This is a genomic window from Paenibacillus phocaeensis (genome assembly GCF_900021165.1).
Lineage (GTDB): Bacteria > Bacillota > Bacilli > Paenibacillales > Paenibacillaceae > Fontibacillus > Fontibacillus phocaensis.
Genome location: NZ_FCOQ01000036.1, coordinates 25,898 through 51,305 on the forward strand (window position 1 = coordinate 25,898; position 25,408 = coordinate 51,305).

Annotated in this window: 25 protein-coding genes; 10 read left to right on the forward strand and 15 right to left on the reverse strand. The window is 52.3% G+C overall.

Annotation, left to right across the window (positions count from 1 at the left end; all coding sequences use genetic code 11):
• Window positions 1-8: 8 nt before the first annotated feature.
• Window positions 9-473, reverse strand: a complete 465-nt coding sequence (locus BN3795_RS23365; RefSeq protein ID WP_068787078.1) for a Dps family protein — start codon at window positions 471-473, stop codon at window positions 9-11.
• Between the two features lie 259 nt (window positions 474-732).
• A complete protein-coding gene (locus BN3795_RS23370) occupies window positions 733-1,116 on the reverse strand; it encodes a DivIVA domain-containing protein (RefSeq protein ID WP_068787079.1) in 384 nt (127 codons plus the stop codon).
• 205 nt (window positions 1,117-1,321) lie between these two features.
• Here BN3795_RS23370 and BN3795_RS23375 point away from each other — a divergent pair, with 205 nt between their 5' ends.
• A complete protein-coding gene (locus tag BN3795_RS23375; RefSeq protein ID WP_110945344.1) occupies window positions 1,322-2,281 on the forward strand; it encodes an MraY family glycosyltransferase in 960 nt (319 codons plus the stop codon).
• A 132-nt stretch (window positions 2,282-2,413) separates the two neighbouring features.
• Here BN3795_RS23375 and BN3795_RS23380 read toward each other — a convergent pair whose 3' ends face one another.
• Window positions 2,414-2,626, reverse strand: coding sequence for a twin-arginine translocase TatA/TatE family subunit (locus BN3795_RS23380; RefSeq protein ID WP_110945345.1), 213 nt, complete (start codon window positions 2,624-2,626; stop codon window positions 2,414-2,416).
• A gap of 176 nt (window positions 2,627-2,802) precedes the next feature.
• On the opposite strand from BN3795_RS23380, the gene ytaF reads away from it, so the two are divergent.
• The 3 genes from ytaF (at window position 2,803) to BN3795_RS23395 (ending at window position 4,798) form a co-directional block, all read left to right on the forward strand.
• Window positions 2,803-3,417 carry a sporulation membrane protein YtaF gene (gene ytaF, locus BN3795_RS23385; RefSeq protein WP_068787081.1) on the forward strand — a complete coding sequence of 205 codons (615 nt, stop codon included), beginning with the start codon at window positions 2,803-2,805 and terminating at the stop codon, window positions 3,415-3,417.
• A 127-nt stretch (window positions 3,418-3,544) separates the two neighbouring features.
• Window positions 3,545-4,486, forward strand: coding sequence for a hypothetical protein (locus BN3795_RS23390; protein ID WP_068787082.1), 942 nt, complete (start codon window positions 3,545-3,547; stop codon window positions 4,484-4,486).
• Between the two features lie 69 nt (window positions 4,487-4,555).
• Window positions 4,556-4,798 (forward strand): NHLP leader peptide family RiPP precursor, encoded by a 243-nt coding sequence (locus BN3795_RS23395; protein WP_068787083.1) that lies wholly within the window; start codon window positions 4,556-4,558, stop codon window positions 4,796-4,798.
• A 65-nt stretch (window positions 4,799-4,863) separates the two neighbouring features.
• Here BN3795_RS23395 and BN3795_RS23400 read toward each other — a convergent pair whose 3' ends face one another.
• The 7 genes from BN3795_RS23400 to BN3795_RS23430 form a co-directional block, all read right to left on the reverse strand.
• Window positions 4,864-6,780, reverse strand: coding sequence for a sensor histidine kinase (locus BN3795_RS23400; RefSeq protein WP_110945346.1), 1,917 nt, complete (start codon window positions 6,778-6,780; stop codon window positions 4,864-4,866).
• Between the two features lie 284 nt (window positions 6,781-7,064).
• Window positions 7,065-8,069 carry an SPL family radical SAM protein gene (locus BN3795_RS23405; protein ID WP_068787084.1) on the reverse strand — a complete coding sequence of 335 codons (1,005 nt, stop codon included), beginning with the start codon at window positions 8,067-8,069 and terminating at the stop codon, window positions 7,065-7,067.
• Window positions 8,070-8,163: 94 nt separating this feature from the next.
• A complete protein-coding gene (locus BN3795_RS23410) occupies window positions 8,164-9,486 on the reverse strand; it encodes an MFS transporter (protein ID WP_110945347.1) in 1,323 nt (440 codons plus the stop codon).
• A 70-nt stretch (window positions 9,487-9,556) separates the two neighbouring features.
• Window positions 9,557-10,726, reverse strand: coding sequence for a winged helix-turn-helix domain-containing protein (locus tag BN3795_RS23415; protein ID WP_068787085.1), 1,170 nt, complete (start codon window positions 10,724-10,726; stop codon window positions 9,557-9,559).
• Between the two features lie 152 nt (window positions 10,727-10,878).
• The gene (locus BN3795_RS23420) at window positions 10,879-14,112 is read right to left on the reverse strand and encodes a cellobiose phosphorylase (RefSeq protein WP_068787086.1); all 3,234 of its coding nucleotides are present in this window, start codon (window positions 14,110-14,112) and stop codon (window positions 10,879-10,881) included.
• Window positions 14,113-14,145: 33 nt separating this feature from the next.
• A complete protein-coding gene (locus tag BN3795_RS23425; protein WP_068787087.1) occupies window positions 14,146-15,489 on the reverse strand; it encodes a glycoside hydrolase family 30 protein in 1,344 nt (447 codons plus the stop codon).
• Window positions 15,490-15,650: 161 nt separating this feature from the next.
• The gene (locus BN3795_RS23430) at window positions 15,651-16,655 is read right to left on the reverse strand and encodes a LacI family DNA-binding transcriptional regulator (RefSeq protein ID WP_068787088.1); all 1,005 of its coding nucleotides are present in this window, start codon (window positions 16,653-16,655) and stop codon (window positions 15,651-15,653) included.
• Between the two features lie 158 nt (window positions 16,656-16,813).
• Here BN3795_RS23430 and BN3795_RS23435 point away from each other — a divergent pair, with 158 nt between their 5' ends.
• Window positions 16,814-17,113 (forward strand): hypothetical protein, encoded by a 300-nt coding sequence (locus BN3795_RS23435; RefSeq protein WP_068787089.1) that lies wholly within the window; start codon window positions 16,814-16,816, stop codon window positions 17,111-17,113.
• 53 nt (window positions 17,114-17,166) lie between these two features.
• On the opposite strand, the gene BN3795_RS23440 is transcribed toward BN3795_RS23435, so the two are convergent.
• Window positions 17,167-18,246, reverse strand: coding sequence for a GGDEF domain-containing protein (locus BN3795_RS23440; protein WP_068787090.1), 1,080 nt, complete (start codon window positions 18,244-18,246; stop codon window positions 17,167-17,169).
• 189 nt (window positions 18,247-18,435) lie between these two features.
• On the opposite strand from BN3795_RS23440, the gene BN3795_RS23445 reads away from it, so the two are divergent.
• Window positions 18,436-19,194 carry a threonine/serine exporter family protein gene (locus tag BN3795_RS23445; RefSeq protein WP_068787091.1) on the forward strand — a complete coding sequence of 253 codons (759 nt, stop codon included), beginning with the start codon at window positions 18,436-18,438 and terminating at the stop codon, window positions 19,192-19,194.
• 27 nt (window positions 19,195-19,221) lie between these two features.
• Window positions 19,222-19,674 carry a threonine/serine exporter family protein gene (locus BN3795_RS23450; protein ID WP_068787092.1) on the forward strand — a complete coding sequence of 151 codons (453 nt, stop codon included), beginning with the start codon at window positions 19,222-19,224 and terminating at the stop codon, window positions 19,672-19,674.
• An 18-nt stretch (window positions 19,675-19,692) separates the two neighbouring features.
• On the opposite strand, the gene BN3795_RS23455 is transcribed toward BN3795_RS23450, so the two are convergent.
• Complete coding sequence (locus tag BN3795_RS23455) at window positions 19,693-20,556, reverse strand: GNAT family N-acetyltransferase (RefSeq protein WP_068787093.1); 864 nt, start codon at window positions 20,554-20,556, stop codon at window positions 19,693-19,695.
• 185 nt (window positions 20,557-20,741) lie between these two features.
• Here BN3795_RS23455 and BN3795_RS23460 point away from each other — a divergent pair, with 185 nt between their 5' ends.
• Complete coding sequence (locus BN3795_RS23460) at window positions 20,742-21,665, forward strand: AEC family transporter (protein WP_068787094.1); 924 nt, start codon at window positions 20,742-20,744, stop codon at window positions 21,663-21,665.
• Window positions 21,666-21,705: 40 nt separating this feature from the next.
• On the opposite strand, the gene BN3795_RS25750 is transcribed toward BN3795_RS23460, so the two are convergent.
• Complete coding sequence (locus BN3795_RS25750; RefSeq protein WP_198524816.1) at window positions 21,706-21,882, reverse strand: hypothetical protein; 177 nt, start codon at window positions 21,880-21,882, stop codon at window positions 21,706-21,708.
• A 271-nt stretch (window positions 21,883-22,153) separates the two neighbouring features.
• On the opposite strand from BN3795_RS25750, the gene BN3795_RS23465 reads away from it, so the two are divergent.
• Complete coding sequence (locus BN3795_RS23465; RefSeq protein ID WP_068787095.1) at window positions 22,154-22,915, forward strand: hypothetical protein; 762 nt, start codon at window positions 22,154-22,156, stop codon at window positions 22,913-22,915.
• 406 nt (window positions 22,916-23,321) lie between these two features.
• Here the strand turns inward: BN3795_RS23465 and BN3795_RS25370 are convergent, their stop codons facing one another.
• Complete coding sequence (locus tag BN3795_RS25370; protein WP_110945350.1) at window positions 23,322-23,525, reverse strand: transposase; 204 nt, start codon at window positions 23,523-23,525, stop codon at window positions 23,322-23,324.
• 194 nt (window positions 23,526-23,719) lie between these two features.
• Between BN3795_RS25370 and BN3795_RS25375 the strand changes: the two genes are divergently transcribed.
• Window positions 23,720-23,974 carry a DUF4190 domain-containing protein gene (locus BN3795_RS25375; RefSeq protein ID WP_110945351.1) on the forward strand — a complete coding sequence of 85 codons (255 nt, stop codon included), beginning with the start codon at window positions 23,720-23,722 and terminating at the stop codon, window positions 23,972-23,974.
• A 38-nt stretch (window positions 23,975-24,012) separates the two neighbouring features.
• Here BN3795_RS25375 and BN3795_RS23475 read toward each other — a convergent pair whose 3' ends face one another.
• Window positions 24,013-25,344 carry an extracellular solute-binding protein gene (locus tag BN3795_RS23475; RefSeq protein ID WP_068787097.1) on the reverse strand — a complete coding sequence of 444 codons (1,332 nt, stop codon included), beginning with the start codon at window positions 25,342-25,344 and terminating at the stop codon, window positions 24,013-24,015.
• Between the last annotated feature and the right edge of the window lie 64 nt (window positions 25,345-25,408).

Below are 25,408 nucleotides of genomic sequence, written 5' to 3' on the forward strand. Positions count from 1 at the left end.
CCAATTTCTTATTTCCCAAGATAGGCGTTCAGCATCCAGCGATGTTTCTCCAGCGAGGAGACGATGCCGAGCAGCAGATCGCTCGTCGCTTCATCTTCCGCTCTTGCGGCTGCTTCCATGCCTTCCTTCAGCTCGCTGTCCAATTTCTCGAAATCGGCTACGATCGCTGCCACCATCTCATCGGCGGTTTCCTTGCCGCTGGCTTCGGAGATGCTGGCCAGCCCCAAGGCATCGCGCAGAGTTGCCACCGGCGTACCGCCAATGGCCAGCAGGCGTTCGGCGATATCATCGAGATATCCAGCCGCTTCATCGTAGAAAGCTTCAAATTTCTCATGAAGCGTAAAGAAATTCGGACCTTTCACGAACCAGTGGAAATTGTGCAGCTTCGTGTACATCACCGTCCAGTTTGCGATTTGCAGGTTGAGTTGTTTTTGAAGTTCTTGATCTGCTTGAGTCAGGGTTGGGTTTGCCATGTTTCATTCCTCCATTCACCATATCAAAATTTTGAAGAAGCGGTCTGTCTAGTGCTTCCTGTACGAATTGTCTTAAATTTAGACTAAATCTAAATCTTGTTTATATCATACCACTTCACTTTCAGAGATGCAACCATTTGCTTCATGAACATCACATGAATATCCAACAAATCATCAGGTCTATTCTGCACCTCTTCCGTCCTCCATATGCAAAGGAACCGACCCGGATCAAATCCTCCGGATCGGTTCCTTTCGCTTTCTACCGCTCGCCGCGGAGAAGCAGCTTAAACTGCTCCAGGCTGCGTTCCATTTGCCGAATGCCGTCCTCAACCATCTTGCGATCCACGGCATTCTCCAGATCAAACTGCGGCTTGCGAACGGCCATGGCCTTCTTCTCTTCTTCCCAATAGGCTTGCCGGCGCTGGATCTCTTTATATTTGTCCAGCAAATCGGTAATGATATCGTAGAAGCGCTCGTAATCGACGATAATGTCGTCCAGGAACCGGTCGACTTCTTCCTTATCGTAGCCCCGCATTTTCGCGTCAAAATCTTTTTCGTGAATGGAGAGCGCATCCAGCTTGATCCCTAACTGCCGAAACAGGTTTTTCTGATCTTCCAGCTTGCGCGCATAATCGTCTTGCATATCCAAATCCCTCCGTGTACCTGCCTATAAAGGTGATAAAGCGTATTTTACCTGCAAAAGCATTCGTATCTTCTATAATGTACCACATTATTGGCCTTACGTTCATCTTCACGGTATGCAGCGGGTGATACAAGTATTCGACATTGTCCGAATTTCTTTTTATAATAGTCCTTAGCCTGAGTCTAACATCTGGTGGTGAATAGCGATTTTATACTTATTAACTTTTCTGTTATCGTTTCTGATCGTGTATGTTCTGATTCCTCCGCTCGGCAAGCTGGCCTTTCGCCTTGACTTCGTGGACAAACCCCGTGCAGACGTCGAGCGCAAAATCCATCGTCAGCCGATCCCGCTGACGGCAAGCTATGCGATATTCGCCGGGTTCTTCATCTCGTATCTGCTGTTTACGCGCAACTTCTCCTGGGAGACGGGCGCGTTGTTTGCCGGCGGCGTGCTGCTGCTGGCCATCGGAACGATCGATGACTGGTACAAAACAAAAGGCAAAGACTTTCCGGCCCTGCCGAAGATGATCGTTCAGGTATCCGCTGCCGTCCTGGTCTATGCGGCAGGCATCACCTTTAGCGGCTTCGTCAACCCGTTCAGCGGCGACTACGTCCTGCTGCCGGAGTGGCTCCAGTTCGTATTAACGATCCTGTGGATCTTTGGCGTCACCACGGTGATCAACTTCTCGGACGGATTGGACGGATTGGCCGGGGGATTGTCCGCCATCTCGGCGGTAACGTTGTTTGTGGTAGCGTTAACTAAAGGGCAAACCAACTCCGCGATGCTGTCGATCGCCCTGATCGGGGTGACGCTCGCGTATCTGCGGTACAACAAGCCGCCGGCCAAGGTATTTATGGGCGATGCCGGGGCAACGTTCCTTGGGTTTATGCTGGCGGTGATCGCATTGGACGGTGCTTTCAAGCAAGCGACGGTCTTGTCTCTGTTTATCCCGGTGCTTGCCCTTGGCGTCCCGATTTTTGACAACCTGTTTGTCGTCATCAAGCGGATGCTTCAAGGGAAATCGCCTTACGTGGCCGATGCCAGCCAAGTCCACTACCGGTTGCTTCGGGCAGGCTTGAATCAGAAGCAGGTTGTGATGTTCCTGTACCTGATCAGTACTTGTCTGGGGCTATCGTCCATTATTCTTCTGCTGCTTTCGGTCTAGCGAAACGGCGATCCCGATGTTTAAATCGAAAAAGCGCGTGCTCCGAATTCCCGGAAGCCCGCGCTTTTTTTATGGCAGCGATTAACATCGCAAGAAAAAAAAAGACCCCCGAAGGCGTCTTGTCTACTGGCATCAGGAAGATTTATTCGTTTCAGCGGAGGGTTGGATTTCCGCCGCCTGCGGCTTCTCGTCTTCGAGGATATCCCCGCGCGCGCCTCTCTTAAATTCCTTGAGCATCGTGCCGAAACTGCGCCCCAGTTCCGGAAGCTTGCTGGGACCAAATAGCAAAAGCGCCGCGATCACGAGAAGCAGCAGATGAGACGGACGCAACAAGTTTTCAAGCACATTTATCACTCCCAAACATTATCTTTGTGGTCATTATACTACTTTATTGGATGTAATGGAAACCCTTTATCGGCAGCTCCGGTTTTCCTGCGGACAAGATGACGGCTTGCCCCATAAACCAATTCCATCTTCTGGGCATATGCTGTGTCATCATGGATTACAAAGGAGCGAACATCATGGGTTCTTACAGTCTGTTGGCTGTCATCGCCATTGGACTCGCGTCCAACCTGGATAATGCGGGAGTCGGCATTGCTTACGGGGTACGAAAAATCCGCATTCCATGGTACTCCAATCTGGCCATCGCCGCCATTTCTTTTTTGGCCACTCTGGTGTCGGGGTTATTCGGAAGCTGGTTATCCTCCTGGATCCATCCGTGGATCGGGCAGTTGCTGGGGACGGTTGTGATCGTTGGGGTAGGCGTATGGGTGCTGTTGCAGCCGTTTCTGGAGAAGAAGATGGTGCCGGTCGAGGAGGAGGAGGCGAATCCCTTAACCCGCCTGCTGCGCAACCCGGAAGAGGCGGATAAGGACAGCTCCAAATCCATCAGTTTGGGGGAATCGATCTTGCTGGGAATCGCCTTGGCCATGAATGCGCTGGCCGGGGGCTTTAACGCAGGAATCACCCAGCTCAACGTCTGGTATACCTCGTTATCTGTTGGTTTGTTCAGCTATCTTCTGCTGGCCGCATGCGCCGGGTTTGGCGAGAAGGTTGCCGCGGAGAAATTCGGAAATCACGCCACCGTCGTCTCCGGGTTGCTGTTGATTCTAATCGGCATTCATCAGCTCTTCTAGCTGATCCTTCAGAATTTCAATGAGCCTCTTTCTTCAAGAAAGGGGCTCATTACTCTTAAACTACCTTATCCCCAAAATCTCCTATATAATGAAAATGAGGTTTCCTAGGATAAGGGGGGTCATTTTTGTGAACTGGTTCACAAGTTTTGAACAAGATTTAGAGATCGCTTTCGACGAGGCGGAAAGTATTTTATCGGGATTGCCGGAGACGTTTCGGGATCAAGCCATCACCTATCTTGGCAGATTTCACGCGCTGAAAAGGGGCGGCTCCCAAAACTACATTAGCTATCTGTTACCTTTCTGGCTCCAGGAGGCTGCCAGCGTCAAATCAGAAGACAGCCGACGGCTGACCGTAGCCATGATTTTCGCCATGATGTATTACCATTTAATCGACGAAGTGATGGACGATCCGCAGGCGGATGATAAACGGAAGCTGCCGCTGGCGAATTTGTTATTACTTGAATTTGGACAAATCTATCGGAGTTATTATCCCGTTTCCTCCCCGTTTTGGACTTATTACCGAAAATATACCTCGGAGTGGGCAGAGGCGGTCGCGCTGGAGAACAGAAGCGATTTCTTTCGGGACAACCCCGTTCGGATCGCCCATAAGGCTTCCCCGGTAAAACTGTCGGTTGCCGGCATGCTGCTGCTGACTGGCCAGGATCGGCGAATCTCCGCAATTGAGGCCGCCGTGGACGCGGTGCTGGTTACGCTACAAATGCTGGATGATTGGGAGGACTGGGAGAAGGATCTTCGGGAAGGCAGTTACAACTCTCTGATTTCCGCCGTGCAACAAGAGATGCAGATTCTTCCGGACCGCAGGCCAACCTCGGAGGAAATCAAACACGCGTTATATGTTCGGGACATCCTATTCACCTTTGCAGAACAAACGGATCACAACGCCGCCGTCTTGAACGCTAACGCTCCCGATCTTCCCCATTTACGGGAATTTCACGAGTACCTACGGCAAAATCTAGTGGAAGGGGCGCAAAGTCTGCGGGAAGAACGAAATTTATTGGTTCATGGCGGACTGACGTATTGGCTGTCGAAAAATATGAACCTCTCCTAGCGCTTTGTCGAATTCCATGTTATAGTAATAAGGAAAATATAACTATTTTTATAGGAAAGGGTGATCTTAGTGACAACAGGAGCTCTCCTTCAATCGCAAGTCGTCGAGAAAGCATGGCAAGACCCCAGCTTCAAAGCGAAACTGCTTGCCGATCCGAAAGCCGCAATCCAGGAGGCACTGGGTGTAATTCTCCCGGATCACATCAAAATCAAAACCATCGAAGAAAGCTCTGACGAGTTTTACGTTGTACTGCCACCGAAGCCGGAAAACGTGGTAAAGAGCGAAATCAAACCGGCTGGGATTTGGGAATAACCCTGAATTAATCAACTAGGGCATTTCTCGATCGGGCAATGCCAAACCGAGTAGGGACCGAATGTTTATCCTGTTGCATAATCCTCTCGATTCACGGAGGGAAACCGGATAACTACTTCGGTCCCTGTTCCTTTTTTGCTGGTGAAGTTAATTTCCCCGTTCATCACCTCGATAATCCGAAACGTCACCATCAACCCCAAGCCGGTCCCTTTCGTTTTGTTGGAGAAATAGGGTTCGCCCAATCTGGCTAACACTTTCTCGTCCATCCCTTCCCCGTTATCCTTGATATGGATTACCACTTGATCTTCCTCTTCATAACCCCAGATCTGAATATCACCTTCGCCGTTCAGCGCTTCGATACTATTCTTGATAATGTTGATGAAGGCTTGCTTGAATTTGGACGAATTGCCCTTTACATAAAGATTTTTAGGGATATGGACAGAAATTTTGCCTCCCTGCAAATTGGCGAGCGGAATCAAAATGCCTTCGATATGAACAAATTCATCCAGGACATTCAGCGACGTTACCTTGCCGCCTTCAGGTTTGGCAAAGGTAAGGAAATCGGTAATGATCGCCGAGGCGCGATCGAGTTCTTCCAAGGCCATACTTAAATAGACTTTATCGGAGTGCTGCTGCTTCTCGACCAGCAGTTGCAGAAATCCGCGAGTGACCTGCAGCGGGTTCCGAACTTCATGGGCCACGGAAGCGGCCAACTCGCTAATAATCTCCATCTTCTCCGAACGCTGCAGCTCATTGTTAAACATCTCCAATTGCTTGGAGTACTCCACCACCTGCTCATGGTTTTCAGCAAATCTTCGACCTAAGATGATAATCAGCGACGTCATGAAGCAGACAACGCCTATTTTCCATAAAAACAATTTGTAGTATCCGTCGTTGTAGTAATACCAGATTAGTTCACCTGCACAGAGCAGCGTAAAAGATAAAACTCCCACAAAAAAGATGAACGCCTCTTTATTCCCCTTCATCATATACATTGTCAGAATACAGATCAGAATAAGGAACTGAGTAATAATGACGTATCCTGCAAATTGAGTGGTAATGAGCGAGTAAATTTTATAGAAGCGATTGGCCGATAGCTCATTGATAAATAGAATAAGTAAGCAAAGAGTGGAATAACCAACCAAAATTTTCCGCGACCATCGAATCAAATCAAAATAGCCGGGACCAAATATCTTTTCAAAGAAAAAGATAAACGAAGGGAGCAGAATAAACAACGCAACGTCAAAAAGCACCACCAAAATCCTGCCCGCCGACGTATAGTCGAACAGCCAGAAAACAAAAGGTGAATACGTCAGAACCAGCAAGCCGCTGGAAAAAATAACTGCGCAGAGCGAAAACCACATCGGCATATTTACATATTTCAAAAATACAGAACAGAAGAGCATGATGACAGCGATAAAAATAAGCGTACTGCCTAGAATTAGATCCGTGATATTTTCTCGAATAAAGTCTTTCATTAAACCTTGATAATCACCGATTTTGATCGTATCGAAAATCCCAATTTTGTTGTTTGCCGAAACTCCGATATATACCGTTTGCTTGGATTCTTCTGCACTGATCGGGACCAAAAGGCTGTTGAGATTGTAATTGAACTTTCGATGGGATTCGTAAACTTGAACACCATCAATATTTACTGCAATGTGTTTGCCATATATCTTTTCGATCAATAGAACCTGAGAATTGCCTGTCAGTTCAGGGAGCTGAATCTTGATCCATTGGGACATTCCCGCATGCGGCATTACCGGGATATCCTCGCCAACTTCCACATCGATCCATCCATCCAATTTTTCAAGCCATTCTTTACTGGGTTGCGGATTGAGTTCATCTGTCCAAGCGATTTGCCAATGATTGATCCGAAGGCTATCCGAACCTTTAGGGGTTGAATTTTTGAATATAAAACCGTAAAGAACTACTATTATTACTACGAAAAAAATGACAAACCCTTTAACCAAAGCCTTCATACAGCACCTCTGCAGATATTATGGAGTGTAAACCCGGTTGATGCCTTCAAGTATATACACCATGATTATTAGGCTACCTAGTAGCATTCGATGCAATCACCGCGAAAACCTTCAATTTATGGAAATAGTGATAAATATTTTTAGGATTCAAGCACCACAGTTATTTTACCGTTTATATGTTGTTTTATCTATGAATAGTTTGCATTTCTATCAAAAAAAACCGCAAGGGCTTCCCCCTGCGGTTCAACTTGGATTATGATCTTGCCATCCTGGATTAGGAAAATTTAGATAGGAAAAGAGAGTTGCTCGATCTCCGGTGTCACTTCCAGCGCCGAAACCGGGCGGGCCGGCTGGGGAACGTTCCTCGGAATTGGGACAGCCTGGCTGCGATCGGCCTCCGCCTCCCAAGTCGGAGCGGAACCGGTGAGCCGGTATTTGGCCAGCAGTTCGCTTGCCAGGCGCTGGAACGCCTCGCGGTAGCCGTGATCGGCATAGGCGCCGCCGGCATACAGGGCCCGATATTTCGGGACCAGCCCGGGAGCATGCTCCTGCAGCGTGCGCAGAAACACCGTCTTCACGTCCGGGGACAGGCGCAGCAGCGAGATCATGGCAAACCGGGCGCCGCTATCCTTGGCGGCCTGCAACAGCGCGTCCAGGACTTCCTCCGAGTCGGTCAGGTAAGGCAACACCGGCGCGGCGAACATGCCGGCGCGAATTCCGTGATCCGCCAGATAACTCACGGTTTCAAGCCGTTTGGACGGATGCGGCGAAGCCGGTTCCAGCTTGCGGATAAGCTCCGCATCCAGCGTATTGATGCTGACGTTCACGGTCACATCCCGCATTTCGCGCAGGATATCCAGATCGCGCATCACAAGCGGAGAACGCGTGGTCACGCTGGTGCTGATCCGGTATTTGGCCAACAGCTTGAGGCATTCCCGCGTCAACTGCTCTTTCGCTTCTGCCGGCTGGTACGGGTCCGTCGCCGTGCCGATCGCCACGCGGCCGACATGCCGGCTGACCGCCTCGATATCGAAAGCGTATTTCCTCGCCAAGGCAGAGAGCTGCTTCTCCAGCGCTTCGGCGGCATTTTCCTTAACGGAGATCCGATATTGAAACTCGTCTTCGGCGCTTTTCCCGAGAAACGTCTGAAACGCCCGCGCATAACAGAACCGGCATCCATGCCCGCAGCCCCGGTAAGGATTGATCGACCATTCAAACGGCATCGTCTCTTCCTTCACCCGATTTAATGCCGCTTTGGTGCGGACTCGTTCGAAACGGGTTTCCGGCACGCTCTTCCCTCCTCTGCAGGGCCATAACCCAAGAACTGAATTTGGCACCTATTATACCAAACATACGTTCTTATTCAAAGAAGAAAATGCTGGTTTAAACTCCCTCTGAAGGTTGTCTCGAATCGGTTTGCACGACCGAAGCCGCCGCTGCTCCCCGCCACACTATTCTCCCCAATCCGAGAACCGCGAGCCCGAGTGCCGCGATAATGCTTCCTAAATGAACGAACGTGACGCCGGGGCCGATCCGTTCCACCAGAAGTCCTCCAAGCAGCGGGGCGACGAGCATCACCATCCCCAATAAGGAGGTTTGGATGCCAAAGACGCGGCCGACCATCTCCGGCGGTGTTTCTTTCTGCAGACAATAATTGAATGTGACAATCACCAATCCATTGCCAACGCCTAATCCGAACCCCAGCAACAGGATCGGTACTGCCGTAACCCCCGAGGGAAGCAAACCCAGGCCGCCAACCGCGCTGCCAATCAACCCGTATCCGACCCCGAATTTCCAGACGTATCCCGCCTTCTCCCCATTCCAGCGGCTTAATGCCGCAATAACCAGAACGGCTCCCACACCGGCCGCCGTAACCATCCAGCTAAGATAGGATTCCTGATGCGGAGCGATTTCCCGGAACAGACTGGTGAATTGAAAATCAATCATCTGAATGGCCAGTGTCGCGATAAAACCTAACAGCAGCGTTGCCAGCAGCAGCCGGGTTCTCACCATAAAACGCAAACCTTCGATCCACATGGTGCGCAAGGACGTTGGGACGGCGGCTTCCGGTGCGGCAGTGGAAGGATCGGTCGGACGGAGGCCCGAATTCCCGCCATCGACCTCCGCTTTTTGAACCGTGAGCAAGATCAGCAAAGAAACCGCGCGAAAGCAGGCATTCAGCAAGATGCACCATTCCGGGGACAACAGGGCCAGCGCAAAGCCGCCCAGCAGCGGACCGGCAATTTTGGAGCCCTGATTGACAAAGCCATTCAGCGAGGTGGCTTGAAACAGCTGGTCTTCCCTAACGATGCTGCGCGTCAACGATTGCTGCGCGGGAATCGTGAAGGTGGATAGGGTGGCGCGCAGCGTCAATACCGGAAGCAGCCAGAACATATTCGGAACCAGCAGAATCAGCAAGGTCAATGCTGCCGTCAGCAAATCGCAAATACGCATCAGCGTCAACCGGTTGATTCGGTCGGCGACTACGCCGGCAAGGGAACCGAGCAGAACGCCCGGCAAGGCATTGGTCACGGGAATCAACGCCAGCATAAGTGGACCGGCTTCCCAACGGTAGCCCACCAAGACCTGGATGGCCAGCATATCAAACCAATCGCCGAATGACGCCGCCGTATAAGCGGTGTATACGCGAGTGAAAATTTTGTTGCGAAGCAGGCCGCCTGGCCCGGCTAGTCCATTCCCCGTCATTCTAATTCCTCCATACGAACCTAGTTTCGAAACGCTAAGCTCAATGTAACGGAGGAATGTCAGAGGATGATCAGAGCGGTCTTTCAGAACGCTCCAATTCGCCGCGAATGACAGCCTCAAGGTCGCCCGCCAACCGGTCTGCGCCAACTCGGTCCAGCTCCGCTTGGAATAAGGCCTCATATTTCCGATGCAACGCCGATGGGGGCGGGAACATCGCAAAATAATGAACGATCCGGTACAGAGAGAGCAATCGGAGCGGCACGAAGCCAGACTGTTCCAACACCGACAGCCCCTCATCCAGTAGCTTTTCCGCGATCGCGCTGTCCTCTCGCCTCAGCATCCACAACCCTTTAACCACTTTATATCCGCCGATCTCCCTTAAAAAAGGCTTGTCGGTTAACATTCCGTCTTCGATGTCATGCGCCAGCTTCTCGAGCTTGCGCTCCGGCGAGCGGGCCACCAGATGGGCCAGCAACTCGGCGATGGCGGTTTGCGGGATGAAATTATCGTAATTCAGCTCGTCGATCACGCGATAACTGAAGCGCAGGCGATCCAACGACTTAGCCGGTTCGCCGGCAAGAGTATAGATATCCAGGATCGTCAGAATCTCCATCTCCTGGTGCTGAAAGGGCGACAGCAGTTCCTGGGCGAGCATGCGCTCGCATACCGGCAAGGCCTGCCCGGGGTTTACCGACAGGCAGAAGAACAGCATCAGGTAGTAGAGCCGATCCCGCAACGGCGCCTCGCTCTGATTCAACAGCCAATCCAGGTCGCCTTGCACGAAATGAATATATACCGCATAAAACGGGTCCAGTTTATAGCCAAGCACGTCCTGCTGGCGCGCGAGGGCCAACATCGACCGGCCTTGGCCGTAGAGTTGATATTTACCGAAGATCGCGCGCATCGTTTCATGCAGCTCCGGATCCGCCAAGGTCGGGATGGCTCCTTCCGGATTATGGGGGGCCGGCAAAATCAGGCTGTAACCTAGTCCCCGAATCGTCCGGATTTCCAGCCCGGCGATAGAATTTAGCTTTTTGCGAAGCCGATAGATATGGTCGTCCACCGTGCGTTCGACCGGATATTCCAGCGGCCACACGCGGTCCAGCAATTGCTCGCGGCTAAAGGTCCTGCCGGCGTTGCGGTACAGGAATTGAAATAGAGCGAACTCCTTCGGCAACAGCTCCACCGTGAGGCCTTCTGCGGTCACTTCATACCGTTCGCCATTGATTTCCAGATGCATCGGTGTTCCTTCCTTCCCCGCGAATGATTTCTAATTATAACATCGATGCGCTTAAAAAAAAGGCTCCGAACAAGCGCGGCATCGCTGCCCGCGCCTATCCGAAGTCTCACTTGGAAAATGGGACGTCTTATCGACGTGAATTCTATTCTCCGTCAGGCCAATTCCGCTTCAATCCGCCGCACCGCACCGCTGCGGATCTCCTCGGCCAGGTCGCCGTCGAGGACGGAGCCGTCAACCACAAGGTTCGTGCCATCCTGCTTCTGCACCAGCAACCGGCGGATCGCCGCCGCACCGGGGCCGTAGGTATCCTTCTTCTGCGGATTCCGGTAGACGACTTCCGTCGTTCCCAGGAAACGGAACGACACCTCGCCCTGCTCATCGAAGAGCCATCCCGGCAGGAGCGGTTGGAGCGCCAGCCGAAGCCGGCCTGCGTGCAGGCGGAATACCCGCTTCCCGGCCATCATCGTCATCCACATACTGAGGAATTCGGCGGTTGATCCGCTGAGACGGGCGACATAACCGCGCCCATGGGTATCCGGGTCCGGATTGACGCTCGTAGCGATGAACGACGAATTCTCCAGCGTGCTGCGGCCATACACGGCCGGATCGAGGAACGGAATCAACGAGGTTCGAAGCTCGGCGAAGAACTCCTCGGTGAGGCCGCTTTTGAGCAGCGCCAGCAGGTATTTGTAGCTCATATGCAAGAATACCGATTCCCGTTCCAGCCACCCCGGCGTAAAGGCGCGGATTCGGCCGATCTCGTGGGTCTCCGCGTCCAGGCTGACCGAGGTTTTGTACATTTGAAGCCGAGCGTCGAACAGGTCGCTGTTGCGGATCTGCTCGTAGGTTCGTTTGGCTTCCTCCCGGTCCTCCACCGTCTTCAACCAACGCGCCGGGCCTTCCAGGAAATGCGGCAGCGGACGAACGGCAAACTTCTTCACGACCGCCTTCGGCAGCCCGTAACCGCTGATGACCGGCTTGCCTTGGGCGTCAGTCACCGGTTCAAATTCCACCGCTTCGAAGGCGAAATACGTCGGCGTCACACCGTTGCCCAGCCTGATCGCTTCCTGAATGCCCCGCTCGATTTGCTCCAGCATGCGTGTCGCCAGCTTGCCGACCGCACTAAGCTCCAGCGCGGTTTCCGTCCCGCTGATCCCGAACCGAATGGCTTCCCGGTACCGCTCACGCGCGGCTGCCACCTGATCCCAGTAGGCGAACGGCTCCAGCTTCCCGGCTAACCGCGCTTCCAACAGCTCCCCTACTTCGCTGAGCAGGACGGCGATTTCCTCCGGCACGGACACGGACACGGCCCGGCCTTCGGCAGCGGCTTCCGCACAAGCTTCCTCGACGAATCGCAGCAGCCGCTTCAACTCGAACGTCTCGCTCATGCCCGAGCCAAACAACCCGGGCAATCCGTTCATCGCATCGTTCCAGCCCGGTTTGTTCGCTTCCATCTCCACGCCCATGCCAAACGGATCCAGGGTGGCGAACTTGACCAGACCCAGCGAGAGCAGCTTGACGAATAAGGTCGTCCGGTAGATTTCTCCGCTGCCATGTCCCGTTTTCAGCCAGTGGGTGCTCTTCAGCGTCAGCCCTTGCTTCGCCATCTTCTCTTCGTCATGAATCAGCGCGCCGTATTGACGAACCTGTCCGCCGCTGATCACGTATTTCTCGCTGCGCGGCAGCACGCGGGCCGGACTGTCGAAGTACGTATACTCCCGCTCTCCATACAGCAACTGTTCCTTGCGATCCGGGAAAATATCCAGATAGCTGTCGATCAAGTCCATATTGTACGTCCAGTGATCCGACCAGTACCCTTCCCCGAAAGAAGCTTCGATTTGCTGCTCGGCGAGCGACAGCACGCCGATCAACAGCTCGTTCTCCTCCACAAGAAGCTGAACGCCGCGGTGGATCACCAGCGAGATCAATTTCCCCGGGGTAAAAGAACCCAGACACTGTGCAGCGAGCTCCTCCCGATGATCCGCCACCGCCTTCTGCAGGAAAGCGGACAACTCGCCGGCCCGCTCCGCTGGAACGCGGAAGGTCGTGCCCTCTACGCCGAGCGGATTGTAGCCGTCGGCTTGAATCAGGCTGAAGAACGTGCGGATATTAAACGTTCCAACCCGCGGGTTGAAATAGATGTCGCTGCGCCGGTTTTGGTTGGCATCCCGGAAGTTGCCGTTGCCCTGCGAATAAAACTCCGGGGCGATGGAGAAGAAATTGTAATCCCGCTCCAGATCCCCGTGCTTCCGGGAATAGAGATGGACGACGAACCCTTCCCGGCCGTTCTCGAAAATAAACGGATATCCGCCGCGCAGGAAATTGTCCAGATAACTTTGGCGGCAATAAGCGTCAAACAGCGGCAGCGCCGTTCTCGTGGCGATGTCTGCGGTCAGTTCCTCGGTCAGTTGACCGGCTTCCGCGTGCTTGCGGGCAATATAGGCCGGGCTGGCGATCTCGGCCGCTTTGCGGTTCAGCCGCTCCACGCTGTCGATATGCCCGATCAACGTGAAGATGCGGCGGCTTTCCCCCGGAGCCAGCTCGGTCGCCAGAGCCGAAAATCCGCAAGGAACCTTATTGGTGCAATATTGAGGTTCAGCAGTCAGCGCCGACAGCAGATGCTCGGCGAAACGATCGGGATAAGCCAATGACGTGTTATCGCCAAAAATAACCGCAAAGTCGGCGATCGTCTTCAGCAGGTTGCCGTCTTCGCCGAAGGACAAATAGAAATGGCCGCTTTGCACCTCGCTGACTTCAGCTTCATCGTGAGTGCTGGAGCGAACCCGGTAGAACGGGATCCCCTGCTCCGCATTTTCGACTTCCATCCAGCTGCGCAGGAGGTTGCCGATTTCCTTATAGCCGGCGTTCTCCACCCCGTACGGAAGAATCTCCGGCATGCCGTCCAATATCTCCAACTGTATTGGAGCTCCGGAAATATTCGTGATCTCCACCTGGCGTACCAGGGCTGCGTAGTCGTCGTTGGGGACTTGAAAATAACTCACCTTCACCCGAAGCCCCTGCGCTTCGTTGGTTTCCTCGATCGTCAGCTCGTTGGCCAGAATGTTCATGCGGCGAGCGGCGGATGGATCGGGGAAGGCGCTTTGAAAGGGCTCATAAATCCCGGTTCTCCCCGCAGCTTTGATAAACGTCCGGAAGCCTTTCATCGCAACCGATTGGTACGTAATGCTGGCAGGGGAGAATTCCATGATCGGGCTGTTCTTGTCCCGAATCCCAAAGCTGCTAACCGCCTGCCCCCGGTTAACGTAAAACGTCCACATCGGAATCCCCTTCAAACCGGCGAGACCGGGGAGGAAGCTCGAGAACGGCTTCGCCCGGTCAAATTGTTCAATGACGAACGCATTTTCCTCAAAAGCATAATTAGGCATAAGTCCTATCCCTCCGTTAAGTAAAAGTGATGATCAGGCTTGGATGATATAGGTCGCGATCGAATGGGCCGGCAGCGTTTCGCTTGCGGCTTCACCGCCCAGTTCCAAAACAAACGGCTGCGCTTCGTCGCTTTCATTTTGCACAACCACTGCGAAGCTGCCGTTCGGATTGCGGAACGCCGCAGCCAGCAAGGATGGAATTTCAGTATCCAGTCCGATGCGAACAGCCCCAGGTTGGATGTATTTGCTAAAATGACCGATGTAGTAATAAGAGCTGTTGTAATGAAGCGTATCGGTAGTTGTATCCGCGATGATCGGAGCGTCGCACAGGTTGCCCACATGGTTCGGGCCGCCCGTTTCGTCCAGCACCAGATTCCAATCCAGGAAGCCTTCGTTCCAATTGTTCAAGTCGCCGAGGATATTGCGTCCGTAACGCTCGCCGGTAAACCATTCGCCCAGCTTCACGCCGCCCTCCTGGCAGCCTTCCGTAAACAGGAGATGCTTGTCGGGGAACAGCTCATGGACTTTGCCGACGTTCTCGAACGCTTCGCTGACGTACCAGTGGAAGCCGGTGCCCCAAACGTATTTGGCCGCTTCAGGATCGCTCAGCACGGCGGAAGCCCGTTCGATCATAATGTCCCGATTATGGTCCCAGATCAGGAGCTCCACGTCCGCCAGCCCTTCCCGGTGCATCACCGGCCCCAGATAATCACGTACGAAATCGCGTTCCTCCTCACCGCTGTAAATGCAGGAATCCCAAGTTTGAACCGCCGCCGGCTCGTTTTGCACCGTGATGCCCCAGATCGGAATTCCCGCTTCGCGGTAAGCTTTAATAAATTTCGTGTAGTAGCGCGCCCAGACCTCGCGGTATTCCGGCTTCAGTTGGCCGCCGTGGTTCATATCCCCGTTCGTCTTCATCCAGGCCGGAGGGCTCCAAGGAGAGGCCAGCATAGTGATGTCCTTCCCGGCAACTTTGGCCGCATCGTGAACGAGCGGGATCACCCACTTGTGATCGCGAGAAATATCGAACGTATTCAATTCAACGTCGCCGTCCTCGATATACGTGTAGTTCTCCAGCGCGAAGTCGCAGCTGTGGATGTGCACGCGGCCTAACGTATAGCCCAGCCCTTCTTGCGGGTCGAAGTACCGGCGAATCACTTCATCCCGCTTCTGCGGGCTGATCCGGGACAACGTATAGGCAGCGGCTTCCGTAAAGGCGCCGCCGAACCCCATCACGGTCTGGTAGATTTGTTCCGGCACCAGTGTCAATCTCCGCCCCGCGCCGGCGCCACCGCCGGATTGCACTGCCACTTCCCCTTGCGGCTGCAGGCGGTCTGCAGAATCACGCGAAGTAAGCACCTTTAACCATTTTGCCATCGTAAATCCTCTCCTTGGTTTCATTTTGACTTCCTGGAATCGATTACATTTCATGCAGGCTTAGCGCCGCCGGCAGCGGACGCCGGGACTTCAAATTCATAAGAACGACGGGCATCGAAACCGGTTTCGGTCTCTTGCAAAAAAATAGAGGCCTTCGCGGCCTACAGCGATCGGCAAGAATCGCGAATGACCAGCTCCACCGGGATTACGCCCTGTTGCACGTCTTCCCCGCCTTCTATCGAATAGATTAACATGTCGGCTGCCCGGCTGCCAAGTACATATGTGTTTTGGCGTACTGTCGTTAAGGCGGGCGTTAGAAATTTCGCCATTTCTATATCATCGAACCCGATCAGCGAGATGTCTTCGGGGACGCGCAGCCCGTGGCGCTTCATCGCCATCATAGCTCCAACCGCCAGGTTGTCGCCGGCTGCGAATACGGCCGTAGGCAGCTCGTCCGCTCTCATCAACGCTTCCATCGCTTTGCTCCCGCTCTCCACGGTATAATCGTAGCTGCCCTGCACGACATGCTGCGGGTTGATCGGGAGTCCCAGCTCTTGCATCGCTTGCTTATACCCGCTCAAACGCTGCTCGCCCGCAAAGGTTGGGCCGCCGCCAATGTGCGCAATTTTCCGGTGGCCGAGGGAATGCAAATAAGCCACCGCTTGCCGGACGCCTTCCGCATTGTCCGAATAGATGGTGCTCTTCAGACGGGATTCCTGGTCCAGCAGGACACAAGGGATGTCGGAATTCAGCAACTCCTGGTAATAAGGATCGGATGCATCCGGCAGGACCACCACAACGCCGTCGATGCCGCGGATTTTGCAATGTTCCAGATAACTGCTTCGCTTGCCTCCGATATCCTTGGACAGAAACATCAAGTCATACCCCTTGGAAGTGGCAACCTGCTTGAAGCCCTCGATAACGCCGCCGAAGTAGGGATGGAGAATCCCTGCGCCGGAGGCTTCGATGTACAGCACGCCGATCGTCCACGAGCGTTTCGTTGTCAATGAGCGCGCATGAGCGTTAGGCACATAGCCGAGTTGGTCGGCTGCGTCCAGGATTTTACGGCGTGTTTTCTCACTGACGTCGGAGTATCCGTTAAATACCTTCGATACCGTCGTTGGCGAAAAGCCGGTGATTTGCGCAATATCATAGATCGTGATCAAGCTCTCATCTCCTCTGCCCGGGTCCAAACCAGCTCGTACCGGGATTCACAGGCCATTGTAGCCGCAGGTGTGCCGGAAGTCAACCCGGATTTCCCTGACTCATTTGGGGTAAACTTTTGAAGAATCATGATGATGAAGTGGAAAGGAGCCGTCGAACCATGGATGGATATGATGACAAAACCTCCGCGGACTTCGAATATGAGCGGTACGAGCTGCTCAAGGAATATCGGAGCGAGAACGATATCCCCGCGGATGACCTGCTGCCTCATGATACCCGAGTCGCCCAGGGCATCAGCGAAGAAGACGCCCCGTTAATGGACCCGGAAGATCCGTTCCCCGATGTGCCGGATGCAGACGCTATTCAGAAGGACAGCCCGATCGATCCGGTTGCCCCCGATCCGGATGCCATGCACGGTACCGATTTGCTGAACGGCTTTGACGGCGACGAAACCGAATAAACCCTACGAAAAGAAGCCTTCCGCACCGTACGGAAGGCTTCTGAATCTCACGGCTAGTCAAGGTCTGCGGCCCGGTACACCCGGTTACGGCCTTTCTCCTTTGCTTGATAAAGCGCCTGATCCGCCTTAACGAACAGCTCCTCTTCATCAATGTTCGGGTAAGTGGCGCTTCCCGCGGAAATCGTCAACTTCAGCTCCTCCCCATCCGGCAGCACGAAGGTATGATTCTCCACGTTGCTGCGCAGCCGTTCGGCGACCACCTTAATCTGTTCGGCATCGCAATGGTCAACCAGGATCACGAACTCCTCGCCGCCCTTGCGGGCGATATGATCCCGGGGACGGAACGTCTCCCTCATCACATCGGCGATCTGCAGCAGCACGGCATCTCCTGCCGGATGGCCGTATTGATCGTTCACCCGCTTAAAATGGTCGATATCAACGATCAGCAAAGTGAAAGGAATGTTGTTGCGCTGGGCGGCGGCGACCTTGTGCTCCATCTTCATCTCGAACGCCCGGGAATTGTACAGGCTCGTTAAGAAATCGCGGTTCGCCGCCTCTCTCATGGTACGAATGGAATCGTCCTTGTTGCGTAAATAGTCCAGCATGGAAAACGTAAATAACCCGGCGCAAATCAGCAAAGGAAGATATAAACCGATCTCCTTGAAGGGACGGCCGTCGCTCAGAATCGTCATCATCACCGACGTACTCGCGGCGCAGAGCGTAAACACGAGGACCAGGCGTGGAACCGTTGTTTTTCGCCTGCGCAGGAGCAAGAACCCGATCAAGAGCGTCACGGGGCCATTCACTGCGGCGATCGCCGAATAAATGCCGAAGCCATGCAGAAATAACATCCGGTAGAGTGCGATCAATAAAGTAGTAACGGTCCCTGAAATGCCGCCGCCCAGGTAGACCGAAATCAGGATAGGCAGCTGCCTGAAATCGGCCACAGCATGCCCCGAAACCGGAAAAGTGTAATACATCAGAATAATACCTAACAACCCCAGAGCGCCGCCCAACAGGAGCCGGGAACCTAACGCCTTCTCCACTCGATCCGGTATTTTGTCTCTAATCATATATCCCAAAAAAATCGCAGTCGTTAGCAGCGTAAAATTGTTAAATAAGCTTTGCAGCATCCCATGTTCCTCTCTGATGTAAGGTGCATTGGTGAATAGGGATAGCATAACATATTATATGGAAAATAATAAGATTTTTTTGCTATATTTCGATTATATTCGACAATATATGACATATCTAGTCGAGTCCATTTCTCTGCGCGGATCAGCGTGATATAATGGCGTCAGATGCTTGAAAGGGTGACGGTGATGAATAGCACGGCTGCGGTCCAGGGACAGGAGCCTGTACAGGTCTGCCTATTGGCGGGAAAAATCATGCTTCAAAGCGGAGCGGAAACCTACCGCGTGGAGGACACGATGACCCGGATGGCCGAGGCGCTGGGGCTGCCGGGCTCGCATAGTTATGTGACGCCGACAGGGATCGTCTTCCAATCCGGTGAAGCGGAATCAGCCAAGCTGATTCGCATCGTGGAGCGGACAACCGATCTGCAGAAGGTATCCGCGGTGAACGACATCTCTCGGAGGCTGGGCAGCGGAGATCTCACGGCGGCGGAGGCCTATGCCTCGCTGCTGCGAATCGAGAAGGAGAAGCACGCCTACCCGATGCCGCTGCAGATGGCGGCGGCGGCCTTGTCGAGCGGCTGCTTCACGCTGATGTTCCGCGGCCAACTGACCGATTTCCTGCCGGGCATATTATGCGGCGGTTTGGGGTTCGCCGCGTACCTGCTGTTCCATCGGTTGGTCAAGGTGAAGTTTTTCGCCGAATTTACCGCTGCTTTGCTGATCGGTTTGCTGGCCCTGGGTTTTGTACAGTTATCCATCGGCCGGGAGTTGGATAAGATCATTATCGGTTCCGTCATGCCGCTGGTACCGGGTTTGCTGATCACCAATGCGGTCCGGGACCTGATGGCGGGTCATCTCGTGTCCGGGTTGTCGCGCGGGGCGGAGGCCTTCCTGACCGCCTTTGCCATCGGGGCCGGGATTGCCGTCGTGTTTACCTTGTTGTAACTAGAGCGGAAGGAGACCTGCCGTCCGATGTATATCCTCGTGCATTTGCTTGTCAGTTTTATCGCCTCAGGGGCTTTTGGCATCCTCTTTAATGCACCCAAGCGAACGCTGCTCCAATGCGGCCTGTCCGGCATGGTCGGCTGGATGGTCTATCTCTTGCTGGAGCCGCGGATGGACAGCGTATTTTCGACCGTTGCCGCGACCTTTCTGGTGGGTGCTTTAAGCCAGCTGTTTGCCCGGATTTACAAGAAGCCGGTCATTATCTTCAGCGTAGCCGGCATCATCCCGTTGGTTCCCGGCGGGCTGGCGTACGACGCCATGCGCCGCTTCGTGGAGAACGAATACGACCTTGCGGTCGAGCTTGCCGCCAAAGCTTTTCTCCTGTCCGGGTCGATCGCGATCGGGCTGGTCTTGTCCGAAGTGCTAGGTCAACTTCTGATCCGGCGGGTACCGCGCCTCCGCAGGCGAACGGCCAAATAAAAAACAGCGCCAATCCGCTTATAGCGGCGACGCCGATTTCATCCAGAACGTGTTCATATAAACCATTTCAAACCCGCATCGCAACATGTTCACATGACTGGCCGATGCAAACTCAACATCGGTATACACCCGCGTCAGCCCCAGCGCTGAGGCGGCTTGCAGTCTGTGCCGGATCAAGGCGGTCTGGACGCCCTGCCTCCGGTGCTCCGGAAACGTGAAGTCGTTAGCCAAATACCCCGTTTCCCTGCGGATAAATAGTGACCCGATCCCTGCGGGCTCTCCTCCAATCCAAGCCACGTAATTTTGAAAATCCGCCCGGTAGAAATACCGGCTCTTCTGTTGTACCTTGGCTTCCTCCAAGGCGGAACCGTCTCCGCCGCGCGACCGCTCGATGAGTTGGATCAATGAGAGAGCCCCTGCCTCGTCAGCAACCCGGGAGACGGCGATGTCCTTCCTGGCCTGAGCCTGTGCCGGCTTCGCCTGCTCCAGATTCTCTCCAATTCGTTCCAGTTTGAGAAAAGCAAGCTGCAGCCTCGGCACGAACCCCCGTGCCGCCAAAACTTCCGCCACTTCGCCGGTTTGCCGGTCCGGGCTCATGTCGAAGCAGGGATCGATGCCTGCCGCAGTATATGTCCCGAGAATCTCAGGCAACCGATCCAAATCTGCCGGGCCAAAGCCGATAACGCGATTATAATAGCTGGACGCGGGGGACGACGCATCCAGCAGCAGCGTGGTCCCGCCGATCCGCGTCACCGTCAGTCGGGCGGATTCCGCCAAATACAAGGATCGCTCATGATTAAATTGAGTCAATTCCGTCTCCAGGTGAATCATTCGCTCCACATCGTTCAGGATGGGATGGTTCTGCGGGGAGGCGTTTCCCATCGGCGTTCCCTCCTTATTGTACACACGCGCAGGAAATAGGTTCCCTAATTCAAGCGACGGGCAAGTTTGCTGTGAAGCCATTTTAACACACCCGGTTCGCAAAGTGCATTTTACATCTTCTATACGGCGGCGAGCGTGATATAATAACAAGCAACTGTGAATAAGAAAGAAGTGAACACCTAGAGATGATCGGCGATATTGTGCTCGATGTCGTTTTGCCTATTTTTGTCTTGATCGGATTAGGGGCCTTGATGCAGCGCGCTTTCAGACTGGATTTGTACACGCTGGCCAAGATCAATTTCTACTTCGTAACGCCCGCAGTCGTATTCATGAGCATGTACGAATCGGAAATGTCGGCGGAACTGCTGGGGAGCGTTACAGGGTTTTACATTTTGTACGTCTTGCTGCTGTACGGGGTCAGTCTGCTTGTCAGCCGGCGCCTGAAGTTCGGGCCGGGCATGCGGGCCGCCTTTGCCAACAGCCTGATCCTCGACAACTCCGGCAATTACGGACTGCCGATCAACCAATTGGCCTTCAAAGGCGATCCGTTGGCCACTTCGGTCCAAGCGTTGGTGATGACGTTCCAGAGCCTGGTCACGTTTACTTTCGGCGTGATGTCCGTTCAAAGGGCGAAATCCGGCGGCACGCTGAAAGCGGCGCTGATCGGCTTCCTGAAGATGCCCGTGCCTTACGCCCTAGTGCTGGGAATGGCGCTGCACATGCTCCGGTGGCCGATTCCTTATTTCGTGGCTAAGCCGCTCGGGTATATCGCCGATTCAATGGTCGCCATCGCTTTGCTGACGCTGGGCGCGCAAATCATCAAATATCCGCTCCGGCTCGACCGGATCGACGTTTATGTCAGCGTAGCGCTGCGCCTGCTGATCGGACCGGCTATCGGATTCGCGCTGGTGTTGGCGCTGGGCCTCAAGGGGATTCCGGCCCAAGCTCTGTTGATCGCTTCCGGCATGCCGACCGGCGTGAACAGTACGATTCTGGCGGAGGAGTACGACAACGAGCCGGATTTCGCCTCGCAAACCGTGCTGATCTCGACGCTGCTGAACATCATTACGATGACGGCGCTGATTTCCTTATCCCAATACGTCGGATAAATAGAGTAGGACGGGGGCGGCTAGCCCCCGTCCTACTCTATTATTTCCCTGTATACCCCATATACCCCAGATACTCTTTTAAAGTTGCTATTGTTTTTAACATAGTTTTTTTATGTTTATGGATTTTTACGATAAAAGCTATAACAATAAAAAAAACTAAAGAATTGATGATAGTAAACAAATAGATGATTGGAACAGAAAATGACCAAGAGCCCATGTGAGATCCCCCTTATCTTTTCTTTATTAGCCCCAAAACATTTTGTAGTTCCCTATCAATTTTATTCTTGCTAAATAGATAAAAAAACAGAAGAAGGAAAACGAAAAACAATAATACTTCACTTGCTAGTAGTAGATAAATCGATAATTCATGTAAAAGTAATTTAAAATTCATTATTATCTCACCTTTACTATATTTTGGTTGACAAATAAAATATAACATACTAACATTTTATTTGTAAAATATCCCAAAATTAAGGAGGTAGAATTTCATGAAAAAGGCATTGGCTTCAATTGTTTTGTCGACAGTTCTAGTATTTTCATCTGTTCCCGCAGCATTTGCAAATGAAGTAGTCCAACCTGTAGGGATTTCTGATGAGGTTTTGTCGGAGTTGACTTTAAAAATGGACGAGCTTGGAATTCCGAGGGAAACTCAATTGGCTCTAATTAGCAAACTTGAGTCAGGTCAAATGATTGATTCAGATAATCCTGCAATGAGAGATCAAGGTGTTACTGAGCAGATCAAGATTTCTGATAAAGAAACAATTATAAGAACCACATATCCAGACGGATCAGTTAGACAGTCAAAAATCGACAGTACTGAGGCGGAAATAGAAATAATTGAAGTAGAAGATGCTGAGGATCAAGAAATTACTCCATTTGCATCGGTAGGAGGAGGAACATCGACACCTGGTACTGGGTATACAATTTATAGAAATGTTACCGTAGCAGAAGATTCTACACTTATTAAGTGCAACTATAAAGCCGATTATGTCCGAGTAGCATCTGGTTATGGATATTCTTACATTAACGATGTTTACGATCCTTATATTAGTGTAGCAGGTGGGAGTTATAACCGGGTTTACTTTGGGGTTGACAATCCGCAGGAAACTTCTGGAGTTAATGGGAGACCTGCTAGAGCATCTCTTGTTTTTGACGCAACTGTGCTCGGATACTTTCAGAACACTTATGGGCTTTACTTATATGTTTCCACAATAGCTAATATAGTCACGGCACAGTTTGAAACGACTTAATCCTTGGTTTTAAGTAATAAACAATATTGAGTAGGAGGCGGCGGCATCCCTGTCCTCTCACAAAACCTAGCATGTGGGTACGTACTCGGCATTTCCAGAAAAGGTTAACGAAGTTCCAGGTAACCAGAAAGCAAACTTTTCAGCCCTTTCGCTTCCCAGTAGGAAGTCGGGAGGGCTTTATTTGTGTTACAGCCATTTCTCATGCCCCCAGCGGGAGCTTGCCATTGCTTTGCAAGCCTAATCTTGGACTTCGAGTGCTCGAAGTTCAAGAAAACGAGTCCATACTCGTTTACATTGATTCCAGAGGTACATTAGAGTCTTCTTTGAATCCACTGGTCGAATTTCTCTCAATAGCCCTTGGCTGAGGCTAACCGGAAGTAACCGACCATGAATGCTTGGACATTGGTTAGGATTTCAGCAGTGTGTAGTAATAGACGTTGTTGATCGCATCCGCTTCCAACCATTTCCAAAATCCTTCAACAAGATTAAGCTCTGGACTATAAGGCGGTGGAAATACCAGCTCAAGACAATACTTGTTTTCTTGAAGGAAATTCAAAAGCAGTTTCGTATGGATTCGAGAAAAATCGGGTTGGAGAATATACTTTTTTATAACAACTGCCGTACCCGAAGAAACAAACTAACCCCCTCTGAGAATACAGAAACCAGCTTGTTGTCTATGTTTTTTCAATGTCCACTAAACGGGGTCTTGACCATTGAACAGAGCTTACGTTATATTATATAAATCACTTTTTACATAAATACACAATTTATCATAATGTTAGTTATAAAAGGAGGATATGAATAATGTTTAGAAGCTCACCAGAACGGATTAATTCTAAATCTATTGCTTCTCTAATTTTAGGTGTTTTATCTTTAGTAATACCATTTTTAGGTTTTCTTTTAGCAGTAATTTCAATTATTTTGGCAAGACAGGCATCAAATGAAATTACTAGGTCCAATGATTCCGGTAAAGGCTTAGCACTTGCAGGACTGGCTTGTGGAACACTTAGTCTAACATTTTATTTTTTACTAATTCTATATTATGTATTTTATTGGTAGTCTGCCCAGGTTTACTGGACAGACTTCTTTTACCGGGATTAATCGCCCTTTTGTAGCGCGGCTTCATGCTCCTTCACGAATTGTTCCGGCGTCACCGCTTTGCCAAACAACGCTTGAATCATGTTCAGATGCGTCTGCGCGGCATTCCATTTCATTTGCACATCGGCAAATAAAGTCAGGTTGCTGGCATTGTTCAGCTCATCCAGCAGATCGATGTAGAGCCGGGGTAAATCCGAAGAGGAAGTGTCCACCTTGGTTGCCGGGATCACCCCGGCTGTGCTGACCGATTCGGCCCCCCATTTGCCGATGAAGTATTCCACGAACTTCTTCGCTTCGTCTTTGACTTTGGAGTTTTCCGCCACAAACAGGCCTACCCCCGGCCCGCCAACCCAACTGTTAATATCCCCTTTGCCGCCGGCGAAGGTCGGAAATTTGAAGAAGCCCACATTTTCTTTAAATTGCTGAGGGACATCCGGGTTGCTCGTAAAGTTCGGCACCTCCCAGGTTCCCGCCAGGAACATCGCGGCTTGCTCCTTCATGAAGACGGATTTCCCTTCCTCATTGGACAGGCCGTTAAAGCCTTTATTAAAAGCGTTCATGTCCACCAGCTTCTGAATTTCGGCCGCGGCCTGAATCAATGCCGGGTCCTCGAAGGTCCCGGAACGGTCGATCGCTTTCTTCAACGTTTCCGGTCCCCCGAGACGGTCGGCCAGGTACATGTACCAGATCGATCCCGTCCATCGGTCCCGGTTCCCCAGTGCAATCGGGGTTACCCCTTCACGGTTCAGTTGATTAACCAGATCCAGAAACTGATCGTAAGTTTGCGGCACCTTCAGATCATATTTCTCGAATATCGCTTTATTATAATAAATCGGCGAGATGTTCAGCTCGATCGGCAAGCCGTACGTTCTTCCCTGCACGGCGTAAGCATCCGTCGCCCCCGGTACGAATTGATCCTTCAATCCGCTGCTCAGCAAATCATCCAGCGGAGCAAACAGATCTCCCTTCACATACGGATCCATGAATCCAGCCGCCCAGGTTACGCCCACGTCAGGAAGTTCGTTGGCCGCGGACAAAATCTTCAATTTATTCTTGTATTGCTCGTTTTCCATCACTTCCTGCTGAATCGTTATATTCGGATGCTCGGATTGATATTGGTCGATGATTTCGTTTACCAGTTTATTCTGCTGCGGTGAAGCGCCTGCAGGCCACAGGTGCATGAATTGAATCGTTACGTTCCCCCCTGTCGCCGAGGCCGCCTGGTCCTCCGCGCTCCCGCCTCCGGCTGCCTTACCGCCGGTGCAGCCGGAGAGTCCCAGCAGCAGGAGAAGCGCAATCAACAGGATGGGTATTGTTTTATGGTTGGACATGCTTGATCCCCCTAGTTATCACGGCCACTTGATGTAACCGCTTCAACCCAAGTTTATCACGTTG